This window comes from Methylobacterium sp. Leaf118 (assembly GCF_920984675.1).
Classification (GTDB): Bacteria; Pseudomonadota; Alphaproteobacteria; order Rhizobiales; family Beijerinckiaceae; genus Methylobacterium.
In genome coordinates, this window is sequence record NZ_CAKLBV010000013.1 from 50,054 (window position 1) to 65,726 (window position 15,673).

13 protein-coding genes are annotated in these 15,673 nt (G+C 70.7%); 12 read left to right on the plus strand and 1 reads right to left on the minus strand.

The window, feature by feature from the left end:
- Positions 1–57 precede the first annotated feature (57 nt).
- Positions 58–1,551, minus strand: a complete 1,494-nt coding sequence (gene guaB / locus LW587_RS07980; protein ID WP_232629056.1) for an IMP dehydrogenase — start codon at positions 1,549–1,551, stop codon at positions 58–60.
- Positions 1,552–1,897: 346 nt separating this feature from the next.
- On the opposite strand from guaB, the gene LW587_RS07985 reads away from it, so the two are divergent.
- The 12 genes from LW587_RS07985 (at position 1,898) to LW587_RS08040 (ending at position 15,595) form a co-directional block, all read left to right on the plus strand.
- Positions 1,898–3,064: an FtsW/RodA/SpoVE family cell cycle protein gene (locus LW587_RS07985; protein ID WP_232629057.1), complete on the plus strand. Its 1,167-nt coding sequence runs from the start codon at positions 1,898–1,900 to the stop codon at positions 3,062–3,064.
- 79 nt (positions 3,065–3,143) lie between these two features.
- Positions 3,144–4,253, plus strand: a complete 1,110-nt coding sequence (gene murG, locus LW587_RS07990; protein WP_232629058.1) for an undecaprenyldiphospho-muramoylpentapeptide beta-N-acetylglucosaminyltransferase — start codon at positions 3,144–3,146, stop codon at positions 4,251–4,253.
- 129 nt (positions 4,254–4,382) lie between these two features.
- Entirely contained in the window at positions 4,383–5,789 is a 1,407-nt protein-coding gene (gene murC / locus LW587_RS07995) for a UDP-N-acetylmuramate--L-alanine ligase (RefSeq protein ID WP_232629059.1), read from the plus strand.
- 179 nt (positions 5,790–5,968) lie between these two features.
- On the plus strand, positions 5,969–6,076 hold the full coding sequence (locus LW587_RS08000) for an endonuclease domain-containing protein (protein ID WP_232629094.1): 108 nt from the start codon (positions 5,969–5,971) through the stop codon (positions 6,074–6,076).
- A gap of 193 nt (positions 6,077–6,269) precedes the next feature.
- Positions 6,270–7,202 (plus strand): UDP-N-acetylmuramate dehydrogenase, encoded by a 933-nt coding sequence (murB, locus tag LW587_RS08005; protein ID WP_232629060.1) that lies wholly within the window; start codon positions 6,270–6,272, stop codon positions 7,200–7,202.
- A 36-nt stretch (positions 7,203–7,238) separates the two neighbouring features.
- Positions 7,239–8,129 carry an SMI1/KNR4 family protein gene (locus tag LW587_RS08010; protein ID WP_232629061.1) on the plus strand — a complete coding sequence of 297 codons (891 nt, stop codon included), beginning with the start codon at positions 7,239–7,241 and terminating at the stop codon, positions 8,127–8,129.
- Positions 8,130–8,193: 64 nt separating this feature from the next.
- Positions 8,194–9,117, plus strand: a complete 924-nt coding sequence (locus LW587_RS08015; RefSeq protein WP_232629062.1) for a D-alanine--D-alanine ligase — start codon at positions 8,194–8,196, stop codon at positions 9,115–9,117.
- Complete coding sequence (locus LW587_RS08020; protein ID WP_232629063.1) at positions 9,084–10,022, plus strand: cell division protein FtsQ/DivIB; 939 nt, start codon at positions 9,084–9,086, stop codon at positions 10,020–10,022. Before LW587_RS08015 ends, LW587_RS08020 begins: the two co-directional genes overlap by 34 nt.
- A gap of 59 nt (positions 10,023–10,081) precedes the next feature.
- Positions 10,082–11,404, plus strand: coding sequence for a cell division protein FtsA (gene ftsA / locus LW587_RS08025; protein WP_232629064.1), 1,323 nt, complete (start codon positions 10,082–10,084; stop codon positions 11,402–11,404).
- 108 nt (positions 11,405–11,512) lie between these two features.
- Entirely contained in the window at positions 11,513–13,276 is a 1,764-nt protein-coding gene (gene ftsZ / locus LW587_RS08030; RefSeq protein ID WP_232629065.1) for a cell division protein FtsZ, read from the plus strand.
- Between the two features lie 327 nt (positions 13,277–13,603).
- Positions 13,604–14,551 (plus strand): UDP-3-O-acyl-N-acetylglucosamine deacetylase, encoded by a 948-nt coding sequence (lpxC, locus tag LW587_RS08035; protein ID WP_232629066.1) that lies wholly within the window; start codon positions 13,604–13,606, stop codon positions 14,549–14,551.
- A gap of 165 nt (positions 14,552–14,716) precedes the next feature.
- Positions 14,717–15,595, plus strand: coding sequence for an outer membrane protein assembly factor BamD (locus LW587_RS08040; RefSeq protein WP_232629067.1), 879 nt, complete (start codon positions 14,717–14,719; stop codon positions 15,593–15,595).
- Positions 15,596–15,673 lie beyond the last annotated feature (78 nt).

A 15,673-nucleotide genomic window follows, 5' to 3' on the forward strand; every position in this document is an offset into this window, starting at 1 on the left:
TGGTCCTGCCGCCCGCGCATCCGGGCAGCGACGACGCCCGGCATCGCGGGTCGCGGGTTACGCCCGGCTCGGGTAGTTCGGGCTCTCGCGGGTGATGGTCACGTCGTGGACGTGGCTCTCGCGCAGGCCCGCATTGGTGATGCGCACGAACTGCGCCCGCTCCTGGAACTCCGGCACCGTGGCGGCGCCGACATAGCCCATGGCGGCGCGCAGGCCGCCGGCGAGCTGGTGCAGCACCGCCGCGACCGGACCCTTGTAGGGCACCTGCCCCTCGATGCCCTCGGGCACGAGCTTGTGGGTGTCGCTCACCTCCGCCTGGAAGTAGCGATCGGCCGAGCCGCGGGCCATGGCGCCGACCGACCCCATCCCGCGGTAGCTCTTGTAGGAGCGGCCTTGGTAGAGGAACACCTCGCCCGGCGCCTCGTCGGTGCCGGCGAGCAGAGAGCCGAGCATCGCCACCGAAGCGCCGGCCGCGATCGCCTTGGCGAGGTCCCCGGAAAACTTGATGCCGCCGTCGGCGATCACCGGCACGTCCGCGCCGTGGGCCGCCTCGACCGCCTCCAGCAGCGCGGTGAGCTGGGGCACGCCGACGCCCGCGACGATGCGGGTGGTGCAGATCGAGCCCGGGCCGATGCCGACCTTGATCGCGTCGGCCCCCGCGTCGATAAGCGCCCGGGCGCCTTCGGCGGTGGCGACGTTGCCGGCGATGATCTGCACGGCGTTGGAGAGCTGCTTCACCCGTGCGACGCTGTCGAGCACCTTGCGGGAATGGCCGTGGGCGGTGTCGACCACGACCACGTCGCAGCCCGCATCGATCAGGCGCTCGGCGCGCTCGAAGCCGCTGTCGCCCGTCGTCGTCGCGGCGGCGACCCGGAGCCGGCCCTGCTCGTCCTTGACGGCGTTCGGATAGGTGACCTGCTTCTCGATGTCCTTGACCGTGATGAGGCCGATGCAGCGGTAATGGTCGTCGACGACGAGCAGCTTCTCGATGCGGAACTGGTGCAGCAGCCGCTTGGCCTCGTCCTGGGTCACGCCCTCGCGCACGGTGATGAGCCGGTCGCGGGTCATCAGTTCGGAGACGGGCTGGCCGGGATTGGTGGCGAAGCGCACGTCGCGGTTCGTCAGGATGCCGACGAGCTTTCCGCGGGAGCCGTTGGGGCCGCGCTCGACCACGGGGATGCCCGAGATCCGGTTCTTCTTCATCACCCCGAAGGCGTCGGCCAGCGTCTCGTCGGGGTGGATCGTGATCGGATTGAGCACCATGCCCGACTCGTACTTCTTGACGAGGCGGACCTGCTCGGCCTGCTCGGCCGGCTCCAGGTTGCGGTGGATCACCCCGAGCCCGCCGTTCTGCGCCATGGCGATGGCCATCGGCGCTTCGGTCACCGTGTCCATCGCCGAGGCGATGATCGGCAGGTTGAGGTGGATCGTGCGGGTCAGCCGCGAGGCGACGTCGACCTCGGTCGGCATCACCGAGGACGCGGCGGGGCGCAGCAGCACGTCGTCGAAGGTCAGCCCCTCGATGATCGAATCTGCGCTGATACGGGCCATGAGCCAACTCCGGAACGGGCTTGAAGACACCGGCGCCGCCGGTCGGCCGGCGTGGTCGGGTTGGCAAGCGCCAGTATCACGCGTGGGGGCAACGCGCAAAGGCGCCGCGACGGTGCGCCGCGCATGGGTGGGGACGGTTTTCGGAAGGGGCGGCCCCGCGGCCCTGTCCTGACGGGTCGCCGGCCTCGTGCCTGCCTCCGGGATGTGTCGCGCGGGATCCGTCACGTGGGCGTGTCCGAGGCCGGACGCATCGACTCCGCGGCGGCAAGGGGCCGTTAACCCTTCCGCTTCACCATCCGCGCCGGCCCCGCCCCACCGGCGGGCCGACGGAGAGCGCCTGTCAGCCATGATGTCCCGCGCCGAACGCAGCCCCCTGACGGATTGGTGGTGGACCGTCGATCGCGGCCTGCTCGCCGCCCTCGGCTGCCTGATGGTGGCCGGCCTCGTCTTCCTCATGGGCGGCGGACCGCCGGTCGCCGAGCGCATCGGTCTGCCGACCTTCTACTTCCTCAACCGGCAGGCGCTCTATCTCGCGCCGACGATCCTGCTCATCATCGCGGTCTCGTTCCTGTCGGTGCGCCACATCCGGCGCTTCGCCCTGCTCACCTGGGTGATCGGAGTGGCCCTCTGCATCGCGGCGGGCAAGTTCGGTCCGGAGATCAAGGGCGCCCACCGCTGGATCCAGCTCGGCCCGTTCGGCCTGCAGCCGTCCGAATTCGTGAAGCCGGCCTTCGTCGTGGTGGCGGCCTGGGCCTTCTCGGAGGGCGCGCAGCGCCGGGACATGCCCGGCGGCCTGCTGGCGATCCTGCTCCTGCCGATGACGATCGTGCCGCTGATCCTCCAGCCCGATTTCGGCCAGACCATGCTGATCACGATGGTGTGGTGCGCCCTGTTCTTCGTCGCCGGCCTGCACTGGTTCTGGGTGGCGGGTCTCGGCGTGCTGGGCCTGACCGGCGTGTTCGCCGCCTACACCTTCCTCCACCACGTGCGCGAGCGCATCAACCGCTTCATGGACCGCGATTCGGGCGACAGCTTCCAGGAATTCTGGTCGCGGGAATCCTTCAATTCCGGCGGCTGGTTCGGCACCGGCCCGGGCGAGGGCGTGGCCAAGCGCCACCTTCCCGACGCGCATACGGATTTCATCTTCTCGGTGACCGGCGAGGAGTTCGGCGTGCTGGTGTGCCTGGGCCTTCTCGGCCTCTTCGCCTACATCGTCATGCGCGGGCTGAAGCTCGCCCGCCGCACCGACGACACCTTCACGAGGCTCGCCATCACCGGTCTGACCACGCTCTTCGGCCTCCAGGCCTGCATCAACATGGCGGTGAACACGCAGCTGATGCCGGCCAAGGGCATGACGCTGCCGTTCGTCTCCTATGGCGGCTCCTCGCTGATCTCGCTGTCGCTCGGCATGGGCTTCCTCGTGGCGCTCACCCGCAAGCGCCCGCGCACCACGGCGATCAGCCAGCGCCCGCCCGGCACGCTGCCCTCCGCCGTGCCCGGGGCCGTACCGTGACGGCGGCCAACCCCATCGGCCCCCATGGCCGGCTGAGCCGCGGAGCGTCTTCGAGGCGTGCGCATCGAGGACGAGGGATATGACCGTTCTGACACCGCTGGTCCTGGTCTGCGCGGGCGGCACCGGCGGCCACCTGTTCCCGGCCCAGAGCCTCGCCTACGCGCTCCGCGAGCGCGGCATCCGGGTGGCTCTCGCCACGGATGCGCGGGTCGATGCGATCGCGGGCGACTTCCCGGCCGAGGAGGTCGTCACCATCGCCTCGGCCACGCCGTCGGGCCGCTCGCCCCTGCGGCGGGCGGGCGCCATGGTCACGCTCGGGCGCGGCTTCGCCCAGGCGGCCGGCGCGGTGCGGCGGCTGAACCCGGCCGCCGTCGTCGGCTTCGGCGGCTACCCGACCGTGCCGCCGATCCTCGCGGCGCAGCTCCTGAAGGTCCCGACCGTCCTGCACGAGCAGAATGCCGTGATGGGCCGGGCCAACGGCTTCCTCGCCAAGGGCGCCCGCGTCATCGCCACCGGCTTCAAGGAGGTGCGTGGCGTGCCCGAGAAGGCCACGGCGCGCCGCGTCCATACCGGCAACCCGATTCGCCCAGCGGTGCTCAGCGTCGCCGAGGTGCCCTATCCGGCCCTCGATGCGGCGTCGCCCTTGCGCCTCCTCGTCTTCGGCGGCAGCCAGGGCGCCCACGTGATGAGCGAGATCGTGCCGGCGGCCCTGGAAAAGCTTCCGGCCGACCTGCGCGCCCGCCTCTTCCTCGTCCAGCAGGCCCGGCCCGAGGACCTGACGGCGGTGCAGAACCGCACCCTCGCCATGGGGCTCGCGGGAATCGAGGCGGCGCCGTTCTTCAAGGATCTGCCGAGCCGCATGGCCGCGAGCCATCTCGTGATCGCCCGCTCGGGCGCCTCCACGGTCTCGGAACTCGCCGCGATCGGCCGGCCCGCGATCCTGGTGCCGCTGCCCGGCGCGCTCGATCAGGATCAGGCCGCCAACGCCGCGACCTTGGCCGGGATCGGCGCGGCCCTCTCGATCCCGCAATCCGCCTTCACCCCGGATCGGCTCGCCGCCGAGCTCGTGGATCTGTTCGAGGCGCCGCGGAAATTGACCGAGGCGGCGGCGGCGGCCAAAACCGCCCGCATCCTCGACGCCGCGGAGCGCCTCGCCGCGCTCGTGGTCGAGACCGCCGCGACGCCGTAAGACCGTTGCGTCCGGTGGACGAAAGCCGCACCGAGGCCGCCTCTCCCCGCGGGAGAGCGGTCGCGCACGGCCGACGGCGAAACGCGATGACCGGAAGCTCAGGCGTCCGGGACCCAAAAGGTTCGTGACATGAAGCTGCCCGAAAAGCTCGGCCCCATCCACTTCATCGGCATCGGCGGCATCGGCATGTCCGGCATCGCCGAGGTGATGGCCAATCTCGGCTATACGGTGCAGGGCTCGGACGCCAACGACAACGCCAATGTCCGGCGCCTGTCCGAGAAGGGCATCCGCACCTTCGTCGGGCACACGGCCGAGAACGTCGAGAACGCCGCCCTCGTCGTGGTCTCGACCGCGATCCGCCGCGACAATCCGGAGCTGGTCGAGGCCCGCGAGCGCCGCCTGCCGGTGGTGCGCCGGGCCGAGATGCTGGCCGAGCTGATGCGCTTCAAGTCCTGCGTGGCGGTGGCCGGCACCCACGGCAAGACCACGACGACCTCGCTCGTCGCCACCCTGCTGGATGCCGGCAACCTCGACCCCACCGTGATCAACGGCGGCATCATCAACGCCTACGGCACCAATGCCCGCATGGGGGCGGGCGAGTGGATGGTGGTGGAGGCCGACGAGTCCGACGGCACCTTCCTCAAGCTGCCGGCCGATGTCGCGATCGTCACCAATATCGACCCCGAGCATCTCGACCATTTCGGCTCGTTCGACGCCATCAAGGACGCCTTCCGGCGCTTCATCGACAACATCCCATTCTACGGCTTTGCCGTGATGTGCATCGATCACCCGATCGTGCAGGACCTCGTCGGCCATATCGAGGACCGGCGCATCATCACCTACGGCGAGAACCCGCAGGCCGACGTGCGCCTCCTCGACATCGACCTGAAGGGCGGACAGAGCCGCTTCCGGGTGATGATCCGCGACCGGCGCCCAGGCTTTCGCCTGGAGATGCAGGACCTCGTCCTGCCGATGCCGGGCAAGCACAACGCGCTCAACGCCACCGCGGCCCTCGCGGTCGCCCACGAACTCGGCGTCTCCGAGGACGCGATCCGCAAGGCGCTCTCGGGCTTCGGCGGGGTCAAGCGCCGCTTCACCCGCACGGGCGAGTGGAACGGCGCCACGATCTTCGACGATTACGGCCACCACCCGGTCGAGATCGCGGCCGTGCTGCGCGCGGCCCGCTCCTCCACCGATGGCAACGTGATCGCAGTGGTGCAGCCGCACCGCTACACCCGCCTGCAATCGCTGTTCGAGGATTTCTGCACCTGCTTCAACGATGCCGACACGGTGATCGTCGCCCCCGTCTACGCGGCGGGCGAGGCCCCGATCGAGGGCTTCGACCGCGATTCCCTCGTTGCCGGCCTGAAGGCCCGCGGGCATCGCGACGCGCTCGCCCTCGACCGGCCGGAGGACCTCGCCGGGATCGTCGCGGGGCGCGCGCAGGCGAGCGACTACGTGGTGTGCCTGGGCGCCGGCACGATCACGCAATGGGCCTACGCGCTGCCGGGGGAACTGGCCGCCGCGAAGGGGTGAGGGGCGCTCCGCGGACGATGCGCGGGACCGTTCCGACGGCGATCGCGGCGTGACCCGAGGGAGGCCGGGCGCCGCGTGGGGTTTCGCGCTCGCGATCGTCGTCTCAATCCATTCCCATTCGTGCGGCAGGGGAGCGTCGGGCGTAGGGGGCCGATCTCGGCGGGCGCGAGGGGCGATCGATCTCGGGTCTCGACGTCCGCCCGCACGCCGAAAGCGCCTCTGATCCCGACAGGGATGCGTGGTTGTCAAAGCTGGGCTATCGAGTGGTGCGTTTTCTGGAACTCTGAGGTCTCGAACACCGTCTTCGGTGTCTTGGACACCTTCCTCGCCGCGACGAGCCCGCAGGGCGATGGTGCGGGGGCCTTTCCCGAAAGCGCCTCTCCCGGCCAAGCCCCCTCACCCCCGGCGGCCGCCTCGCTTCGGCGACGATGCGCTCACCGAAGCCCTCTTCCCGCCCGCGGGGAGGGGGGGAGACACTGGATGACCGCCTTTCCGAACCTTACCGACGCCCTCCGCGCCGCGGCTCCGAACCTCCGCGGAAGGCTCCTCGAGAACCAGTCGCTCGCCGACCTCACGTGGTTCCGCGTCGGCGGGCCGGCGCAGGTGCTGTTCAGCCCCGCCGACGAGGAGGATCTGTCTCAGTTCTTCGCCGCCCTCGATCCCGCCGTGCCCGTCACCGTGATCGGGCTCGGCTCGAACCTGATCGTGCGCGACGGCGGCCTGCCCGGCGTGACGATCCGGCTCGGCGGCAAGGCGTTCGGCTCGGTCGCGATCGACGCGGAGACGATCCGGGCCGGCACCGCGGTGCCGGACATGCGCCTCGCCAAGACGGCGGCGGAAGCCAGCCTCGACGGCCTCGCCTTCTTCCGCGGCATCCCGGGCTCCGTCGGCGGGGCGCTGCGCATGAATGCGGGGGCGCATGGCGGTGAGACCACCGACGTGCTCACCGAGGCCCGCGGCATCGACCGCACGGGCGCGCTGCGCACCTTTACCCATGCCGAGATGGGGTTTCGCTATCGCCACTCCTCCGCGCCCGAGGACGTGATCTTCACGAGTGCGACCTTCCGGGGCCGGCCGGGCGACCGCGACATGATCGAGGCGGAGATGGAGCGGGTCACCGCCGCCCGCGAGGCCGCTCAGCCGATCCGCGAGCGCACCGGCGGCTCGACCTTCAAGAACCCGGAGGGCGGAAAGGCCTGGCAGCTCATCGACGCCGCCGGTTGCCGCGGATTGACCCGAGGCGGGGCCCAGGTCTCCGAGATGCACTGCAACTTCCTGATCAACCGCGGCGGCGCCACGGCGGCCGACATCGAGGGGCTCGGCGAGGAGGTCCGCCGCCGGGTTCGTGACCATGCGGGCGTCGACCTGCACTGGGAGATCAAGCGGATCGGCATCGCGGCGTCGTCCGCCTGACCGATCCCGCGCTGGAGACCGGAGGAAGGACCATCGATGGCCACGACCGATCCCTCCGCCCTCGCGGCCGAACTCGGACGGCTCGTTGACGCGGTCGCCGCGGATGCCGACGTGGCGCGCACGGGCGGCGACAGCCTGCGCCTGCGGGCCCGGCTCGACCGCGCGTGGGATGGGGCGAAGCCCGGCGCCCCCCTCGATCCGGAGACCTCCGCGGCCCTGCGGCAGCGTCGCGAGGCCGTGCATGACCGCCTCACCGCGCGCTTCGTCGTCCTGAGGGACCGGATCCCGGAGCCGGAGCCCCTCGTTCTCATCGATCCCGACGGCCCGACCCTCGCCTCGTTCTTCACGGCGCCTGCGGCGGCGGACGGGACGGCCGAGGCGGAAGCGGCGATCCAAGCGGCCGAAACCCGCCTCGGGGTGACGCTGCCCGCAACGCTGAAGGACCTCTACCGGCGCCGGAACGACGGGGCGACGAACTTCGTCCTCGCCACGGAGTCCGCGGACGCACCCCTCCGGTTCGAGGGGGACGATGCCGTGCGCGCGGCCGACGCGCTCTGGCAGACGGTGCTGCCGGGCTTCGGCCTCGTCGCCCAGGAGCGGCTGGAGACCCTCGGCGCGATCCGTGACGGGATCGACTTCGGCGGCGACGAAGACAAATCCTGGCGCGCGGTCTTGCCCGGGATCGACCGCCTGATCCCGATCAGCGCTCACGGCTCCGACCTCTTTCTCTGCCTGAACGATGTCGCTCCGTCCGCCGGGCCGTCGGTGGTGCTGTTCGACGCGACGGCGACGGATGGCGGCCCCGGCCGCATCACCTTCCGCTGCCCCGATTTCGCGTGCTTCTGCGCGGGGCTTCGGCGGCCCGGCATCACCGTCGAGGACGGCGTCGCCCTGCGCGGCAGCCGGCTCCTCGGCGACGAGGCCTGACTTCTCTTAATCCCGCACCATCGGGCGCCCGAGGCGCCTGCCCCCCCTGAAAGGCTCGAATCCGATGTCCAAGCATGTCGCCGTCCTGATGGGCGGATGGTCCTCCGAGCGGGAGATCTCGCTGCGCTCCGGCAATGCCTGCGCCCGGGCGCTGGAAGGGGAGGGGTACCGGGTCACCCCCGTCGATGTGGGGTCCGACATCGCCACCGTGCTGACGGCGCTGGCGCCCGACGTGGCGCTGAACGCGCTGCACGGTCCAGCCGGCGAGGACGGGACGATCCAGGGCCTGCTCGAAATCCTGAAGATTCCCTACACCCATTCCGGCGTGCTGGCCTCGGCGCTGGCCATGCACAAGGAGCGTGCCAAAACGGTCATGCGGGCGGCGGGGGTCTCGGTGCCGGACGGCCGCGTCGTTAACCGACATGATGCAGCGAAGTCACACCCGTTAACCACGCCCTATGTCGTGAAGCCCATCGCCGAGGGCTCCTCCATGGGGGTCATCATCGTGCGCGATGGGCGCTCGCACCCGCCCCAGATCCTCGCCTCCGACGAATGGGTCTACGGGGAAGAAGTCCTTGCAGAGACTTACGTTGCCGGCCGCGAACTGACCTGCGCCGTGCTGGGCGATCGGGCGCTCGGGGTGACCGAGATCAAGCCCGTTTCAGGGGAGTGGTACGACTTCGACGCGAAGTACGCCGGAGGGGGGTCGATCCATGTGCTTCCGGCCGATCTTAAACCAAATCTTTACCAGCGTGTCCAAGAGTTGGCGTTAACGGCGCATCAAGCACTGGGATGCCGTGGCGTCAGCCGTGCCGACCTTCGTTACGACGACACGCCGGGGGGAACCGGCGCCCTCGTCGTCCTGGAGGTCAACACGCAGCCAGGGATGACCCAGACGAGCCTTGTGCCGGAGATCGCGGCCCACGCAGGCCTGAGTTTCGGTGAACTCGTCCGATGGATGGTGGAGGACGCTTCTCTCAACCGCTGAACGCTTCCGGCTCGGCCGGCGGCGGCGGGATCCTCGCGGGCCTTCGGCTCCCGCGGGTCCTGCGGCGGTTCTCGTCGGCCCGCCGTCTGCGGCCGGCGGTTCCGATTCAGGCGCGGGTTCCGCGTCTGGCCGGCACCGCCCTGGTCGCGGGGCTCGCCGGCAGCATCGCGCTCGCCGGGTTCGTGGCGAGCGGGCGCTACGACGCCTTCACCGCCGAGAACGGGCGGCCCCTCGACATCCTGGCCCGGCTCGCGGGCTTCGGCGTCGACCGGGTGACCATCTCGGGCATCTCGCGGATGTATGAACGCGAGGTCCTGGGAGCGGCCGGAATCGACTGGCGCTCCTCCGTGCCGTTCCTCGACGTCGAGGCGACCCGGGCGCGCCTGCTCGCCGAACCGCTGATCGCCAGCGTCTCGGTGCGCAAGCTCTATCCCAACGAGATCGTGATCACGCAGGTCGAGCGGGAGCCCGCCGCGCTGTGGCAGCGCAACGGGGAGATCCAGGTCATCGCCGCCGACGGCACCGTCATCGATGAGATGCGCGACGAGCGCTACGTCACCCTGCCTCTGGTCGTCGGCGAGGGCGCCAACGCTCGCCTGACCGAATACCTCGCGCTGATCGAAGCGGCCGGCCCCCTGGGCGCCCGCATCAAGGCCGGCACCTTCGTTTCCGGCCGGCGCTGGACGCTCAAGCTCGACGGCGTCGACGTGCGCCTGCCCGAGAGCGGCGCGGCCGAGGCTCTGGCCCGCCTGGTGCGGATCGAGCGCGAGAGCCGCATCCTCGAGAAGGACATCATCGCCGTGGACCTGCGCATGGCCGACCGCGTCGTGGTGCGCCTCACGGAGGAGGCCGCCGCCGCCCGCGCCGAGAGCCGCAAGAAGCCGAAGAAGGGGACGCCCACATGAGCGCCCCCCGTTCAGACTCCCTCGCCGTGTCCCTCCGTGCAGCTGCCGAGTAGCGTCCGATGCAGACCCCCCACTGCCTCACGCCGCGCCTGAAGCCGCTCTCCGCCCGCCGGAGCGCGACGCTCTCGGTGCTCGACATCGGCACCAGCAAGGTCGTGTGCCTCATCGCCGAGCTGCAGCCGGCCGAGCAGCTCTCCACCCTGCGCGGACGCACCCATCTCGCCCGCATCATCGGCATCGGCCACCAGCGCTCCCTGGGGCTGAAGGGCGGCGCCATCGTCGATCTCGAAGCCGCTGAGGGCGCGATCCGGCAGGCGGTCCACGCCGCCGAGCGGATGGCGAAGGCCGAGGTGCAGTCGGTCATCGTCAACATCTCCGGCGGGCGGGTCGCCTCCCAGCATTTCGAGGCCCGCGTCGCCGTCCGCTCCGGCACCGTGACCGGCGCCGACGTGGAGCGCGTGCTCGAGACGGCGAGCGCCCACGGCGTCAGCCCGGGCCGGGCCGTGCTCCACGCCCTGCCGATCGGTTACGCGCTCGACGGCCAGGGTGCGGTGATCGACCCCTCCGGCATGATCGGCGAGGCCCTCGGCGTCGACCTTCACGTCGTCACCGCGGAGGCGGCGGCCGCCCGCAACCTCATGCTCGCGGTGGAGCATTGCCATCTTGGCGTCGATGCCGTGATCGCCACGCCCTACGCCGCGGGCCTCTCGGCCCTGGTCGACGACGAGGCGGAACTCGGCTGCGCCGTGGTCGACATGGGCGGCGGCACCACCAGCGTCGGCGTGTTCACCGGCGGCCACCTCGTCCATTGCGACGCGGTCGCGGTCGGCGGCCACCACGTCACCATGGACATCGCCCGCGGGCTCTCCACCCGGGTCTCCGTCGCCGAGCGGCTGAAGACGCTCTACGGCTCGGCCATCGCCACCCCCTCCGACGAGCGCGACATGATCGCCGTCCACGGCGTCGGCGAGGACGAGGGCGAGGCCCCCTCCCACGTGCCGCGCTCGCAGCTCGTGCGCATCGTCAAGCCGCGGGTCGAGGAGGTGCTCGAGCTCGTGCGCGACCGCCTCAACGGGGCGGGCTTCGGCGCCCAGGCCGGGCGCCGGGTGATCCTCACCGGTGGGGCGAGCCAGCTCGTCGGCCTGCCGGAGACGGCCCGCCGCATCCTCCAGGGTCAGGTCCGGATCGGGCGTCCGCTCGGCATCCGCGGCCTGCCGGACGCCGCCAAGGGCCCGGCCTTCTCGGCCGCGGTCGGCCTGCTGGTCTACCCGCAGGTCGCCCATGCGGAGCATTTCGAGCCACGGGGGCAGGGCGCCTTCGCCGGCACGGGAACGGACGGATACTTCTCGCGGGTCGGTCGCTGGATCCGCGAAAGCTTCTGAGAACAGCCGCGCCGCCGCAAGGCCAAGCGCGGGACAAGAAGAACAGGGCAGGCGTCCCCAGGGCGTCGCACAGGCAATCGTTCAAAAAGTCACGAAGGGCACGACCACATGGCCATCTCTCTTCAGGCTCCGGACATCCGGGAACTCAAGCCCCGCATCACCGTCTTCGGTGTCGGCGGCGCGGGCGGCAACGCCGTCAACAACATGATCGAGTCGGGCCTGCTGGGCTGCGAGTTCGTCGTGGCCAACACCGACGCCCAGGCGCTCACCTCCTCGAAGGCCGAGCGGGTGATCCAGATGGGCATCGGCGTGACCCAGGGCCTCGGCGCCGGCTCGCATCCGGAAGTCGGCTCGGCGGCGGCCGAGGAGGTGATCGACGAGATCCGCGATCAGCTCTCGGGCGCCCACATGGCCTTCATCACCGCCGGCATGGGCGGCGGCACCGGCACGGGCGCGGCTCCGGTCATCGCCCGGGCGGCGCGGGACATGGGCATCCTGACGGTCGGCGTCGTGACGAAGCCCTTCCAGTTCGAGGGCATGCGCCGGATGCGCACGGCCGAGGCCGGCATCCAGGAGCTTCAGGCGGCGGTCGACACCCTGATCGTGATCCCGAACCAGAACCTGTTCCGGGTCGCCAACGAGAAGACCACCTTCGCCGACGCCTTCGCGATGGCCGACCAGGTGCTCTATTCGGGCGTGGCCTGCATCACCGACCTCATGGTCAAGGAAGGCCTGATCAACCTCGACTTCGCCGACGTGCGCGCGATCATGCGCGGCATGGGCAAGGCGATGATGGGCACCGGCGAGGCCTCCGGTGAGAACCGCGCCAACCGCGCGGCCGAAGCCGCCATCGCCAACCCCCTCCTCGACGACGTGTCGATGAAGGGCGCGCGCGGCCTGTTGATCTCGATCACGGGCGGTTCCGACCTCACCCTCTACGAGCTCGACGAGGCCGCCACCCGCATCCGCGAGGAGGTCGATCAGGACGCCAACATCATCCTGGGCGCCACCTTCGACGAGAGCCTCGACGGCATCATCCGCGTGTCGGTGGTCGCCACCGGGATCGAGCCGGCGCTGATCTCGGCCGATTCCCCGAACAACCCGGAGATCGCCCAGACTGAGCAGCGTATCGCCGAGGTCGCCGAGCGTCTGCGGGCCGAGGCCCGTGCTCGCGCCTCCGCCGCGCTCTCGCCCGCGAGCCAGACCGCCGCGCCGCTCCACGTCCAGCGCCCGGCGCCCGAGCCGCAGCATGCCCCGGCGCCCGCGCCGCGGCCGGCCATGCCCGAGGCGGTCGCCCCCGAGCCCGTGCGGGCCGAGCCCCTGCGGGCCGAACCCGCCCCGATGATGCACCACCACGACGTGGTGCTGACTCAGGCGCCCGCCCGCGCCGCGGTGCCGGCCTATGAGCCGCCGGCCCCGCACCTCCCGGCGCCGGAAGTCGCCCCGCTCGCCGCCGGCCCCTACGTGCCGCCGCGCCCGCAGCTCGCCCGTCCGCCCCGGATGCCGCAGATCTCGGACCTGCCGCCCCACACCCAGGCGCAGATCCTCCGGAGCCGCGGCGACGAGGCGCCCGCCGAGCCCGCCCAGGACTCGAAGCGCATGACCCTGCTGCGCCGCCTCGCCACCGTCGGGTTCGGCGGTCGCCGGGACGAGGTCGAGGCCGCGCCGCTGCCGCCGGTTCGCGCCCAGGCCCCGGCGCCGACCATGCCGGCGCCCCGCGTCGAACACGCGGTCCGCGCGCCCGCCCCGCAAGCGCCGCAATACCGCCCGGCCCAGGGCAACCTCGACGCCCAGGGCCGCGCCCTGCCGCCGCGGATGATGGAAGACGACCAGCTCGAAATCCCCGCCTTCCTCCGCCGCCAGGCGAACTGATGACGGGCTGACGCTGCGCGTCAGCCGTCACTGGGGTATTTCGGCCACAGGCCCGGGACCGAAAGGTCCCGGGTTTTGCTGCTTGTTAACCCGTTGCTGATAAAAGGCGTTTCAGAAATCGTGGCGAAACCGTGGCTGTAACAGATCGTAAGAATCCGTGATTTGGCCGGTCTGTGCACCGCAGCTATACACACCTTCGGAACGACAGAAGGCGTGTCGGCCACTCGGCCGGTCGCGCTCGCAGAGGCTCCAAGCAGCGGACGGACTTCCACCAACGCGCCCCTGAAACGGGGCAGCGCGTGCAGGATCCTGGCCGAGGGCTAAGGTATGCGGACGAACCAACAAACAACGATCAAGACGTCCGTGACCCTCACGGGAATCGGCGTCCACTCCGGGAACCCGGCGGAGATCACTCTCCATCCCGCGCCCGCCAATCATGGCATCAGCTTCCTCCGGACCGGGACGCCCACCGGGAACGACCGGATCATCAGGGCCCACTACGCCTGCGTCTCCGCGACGGAACTCTGCACCGTCGTCGGCGACAACGAGACCGGCGCCGTCGCCACCATCGAGCACCTGATGTCCGCCCTCTACGGATTGGGCGTCGACAACGTGCTGGTCGAGATCGATGGGCCCGAGATGCCGATCCTCGACGGCAGCGCCCGCCCCTTCGTCCAGGCCATCGACGGCGTCGGCCTCAGCCCCTGCGGTGCCCCGCGCCGCTGGATCAAGGTCCTCCAGCCGGTCCGCATCGAGACCGGCCGCGCCTTCGCCGAACTCCGCCCGATCGACCGCGGCTTCCGCCTGGACGTGGAGATCGACTTCGAATCCCCGGTGATCGGCCGCTCGCGCAAGGCAATGGACCTGACGCCTGCCGCCTATCGCCGCGAGATCGCCGGCGCCCGCACCTTCGGCATGATGAAGGACGTGGAGCGCTACTGGAAGGCCGGCTTCGCCCTCGGCGCCTCCCTCGACAACACGGTCGCCGTCGGCGAGACCGCCGTCGTCAATCCGGAAGGCCTGCGCTACGCGGACGAGTTCGTCCGCCACAAGTTCCTCGACGCCGTCGGCGACCTCGCGCTCGCCGGCCTGCCGATCCAGGGCGCCTACCGCTCCTATTGCGGCGGCCACCGCATGAATGTCGGCATCCTCCAGGCCCTCTTCGCCGACCGCGCGAACTACGCCATCGTCGAGGGCACCGGCGCCCGCCGCGAGCCCGCCCGGACCGAGTTCGGCGCCGGCCTCGGCCTCGCGGCTTTCGCGGCCGAGCTGTAACCTTTCTGTAACTTCTCCGCCACACCGCTCCGCCGTCGCGCGTACCATCGCAGGACGATCGAAACCCTGCCGCTTTCGCGCCCGAATCGGCCTGCACGACGGACGCTGCGCGAAGGACGCGAGCCGCGACGAAAAAGCGGCCGGCCTGACAGGGATTTGACCGCGATGCCTCTGACCCTTCCGACCCGTGGCGCGATGGCGGCCGTGCTCCTGAGCCTCGGCCTCGGGCTCGGCGGCTGCGACGCCCTCGATCCGACCGGCCTGTTCTCCGAGAAGTACAAGCCCGAGGTAGTCGCCGACACGCCGGCGGACAAGCTCTACAGCCAGGGCTTGGCCAAGATGGAAGACCGGGACTACGACGCGGCGGCCAAGTCCTTCGACCAGCTCGACAAGCAGTACACCTACTCGGACTGGTCCCGTAAGGCGCTCCTGATGACCGCCTACGCGAATTACGAGGGCGCGAAGTACGACGACGCGATCACCGCCTCGAAGCGCTATCTCCAGCGCCATCCGGCCAGCAAGGACGCGGCCTACGCCCAGTACCTGATGGCGATGTCGCAGTACAAGCAGATCCCGGACGTGACCCGCGATCAGGAACGCTCGGAGCGGGCGCTCGTCGCGCTGCAGGAGCTCGTCCAAAAGTATCCGACCTCCGAATACGCCAACGACGCCAAGTCGAAGATCCAGATCACCCGCGATCAGCTGGCGGCCAAGGAGATGGAGGTCGGCCGCTTCTACCTGGAGAAGCGCTCCTTCCCGGCCGCGATCAACCGCTTCCGCGACGTGATCTCGCGGTATCAGACCACCCGCCACACCGAGGAGGCGCTGGAGCGCCTCGTCGAGGCCTACCTGGCGCTCGGCATCACCGCCGAGGCGCAGAACGCCGCCGCTGTGCTCGGCCACAACTTCCCGGACAGCCCCTGGTACAAGGACGCCTACGCGCTCCTGCGCACCGGTGGCCTGGAGCCGCGCGAGGAGAAGTCCTCCTGGCTGAGCAAGGCCTTCCGCGGTTTCACCGGACAGAAGACCGCCTCGGCGGAGTAACATCCTCCCGGACCATCGGGCCGGCCGCCGCCTTTTCGGGCGGGGCCGGCTTTGTCATGAGCGCGGCCTTTCCTCGGG

What these genes read in the sequence shown, in the direction of transcription:
- murC (WP_232629059.1), top strand. Translation starts at nt 4,383, where the DNA reads ATGAAGCTGCCCGAAAAGCTCGGCCCCATCCACTTCATCGGCATCGGC.
- LW587_RS08015 (WP_232629062.1), top strand. Translation starts at nt 8,194, where the DNA reads ATGTCCAAGCATGTCGCCGTCCTGATGGGCGGATGGTCCTCCGAGCGG.
- LW587_RS07985 (WP_232629057.1), top strand. Translation starts at nt 1,898, where the DNA reads ATGATGTCCCGCGCCGAACGCAGCCCCCTGACGGATTGGTGGTGGACC.
- ftsZ (WP_232629065.1), top strand. Translation starts at nt 11,513, where the DNA reads ATGGCCATCTCTCTTCAGGCTCCGGACATCCGGGAACTCAAGCCCCGC.
- murG (WP_232629058.1), top strand. Translation starts at nt 3,144, where the DNA reads ATGACCGTTCTGACACCGCTGGTCCTGGTCTGCGCGGGCGGCACCGGC.
- LW587_RS08040 (WP_232629067.1), top strand. Translation starts at nt 14,717, where the DNA reads ATGCCTCTGACCCTTCCGACCCGTGGCGCGATGGCGGCCGTGCTCCTG.
- guaB (WP_232629056.1), bottom strand. Translation starts at nt 1,551, where the DNA reads ATGGCCCGTATCAGCGCAGATTCGATCATCGAGGGGCTGACCTTCGAC.
- murB (WP_232629060.1), top strand. Translation starts at nt 6,270, where the DNA reads ATGACCGCCTTTCCGAACCTTACCGACGCCCTCCGCGCCGCGGCTCCG.
- ftsA (WP_232629064.1), top strand. Translation starts at nt 10,082, where the DNA reads ATGCAGACCCCCCACTGCCTCACGCCGCGCCTGAAGCCGCTCTCCGCC.
- LW587_RS08010 (WP_232629061.1), top strand. Translation starts at nt 7,239, where the DNA reads ATGGCCACGACCGATCCCTCCGCCCTCGCGGCCGAACTCGGACGGCTC.
- LW587_RS08020 (WP_232629063.1), top strand. Translation starts at nt 9,084, where the DNA reads ATGGATGGTGGAGGACGCTTCTCTCAACCGCTGAACGCTTCCGGCTCG.
- lpxC (WP_232629066.1), top strand. Translation starts at nt 13,604, where the DNA reads ATGCGGACGAACCAACAAACAACGATCAAGACGTCCGTGACCCTCACG.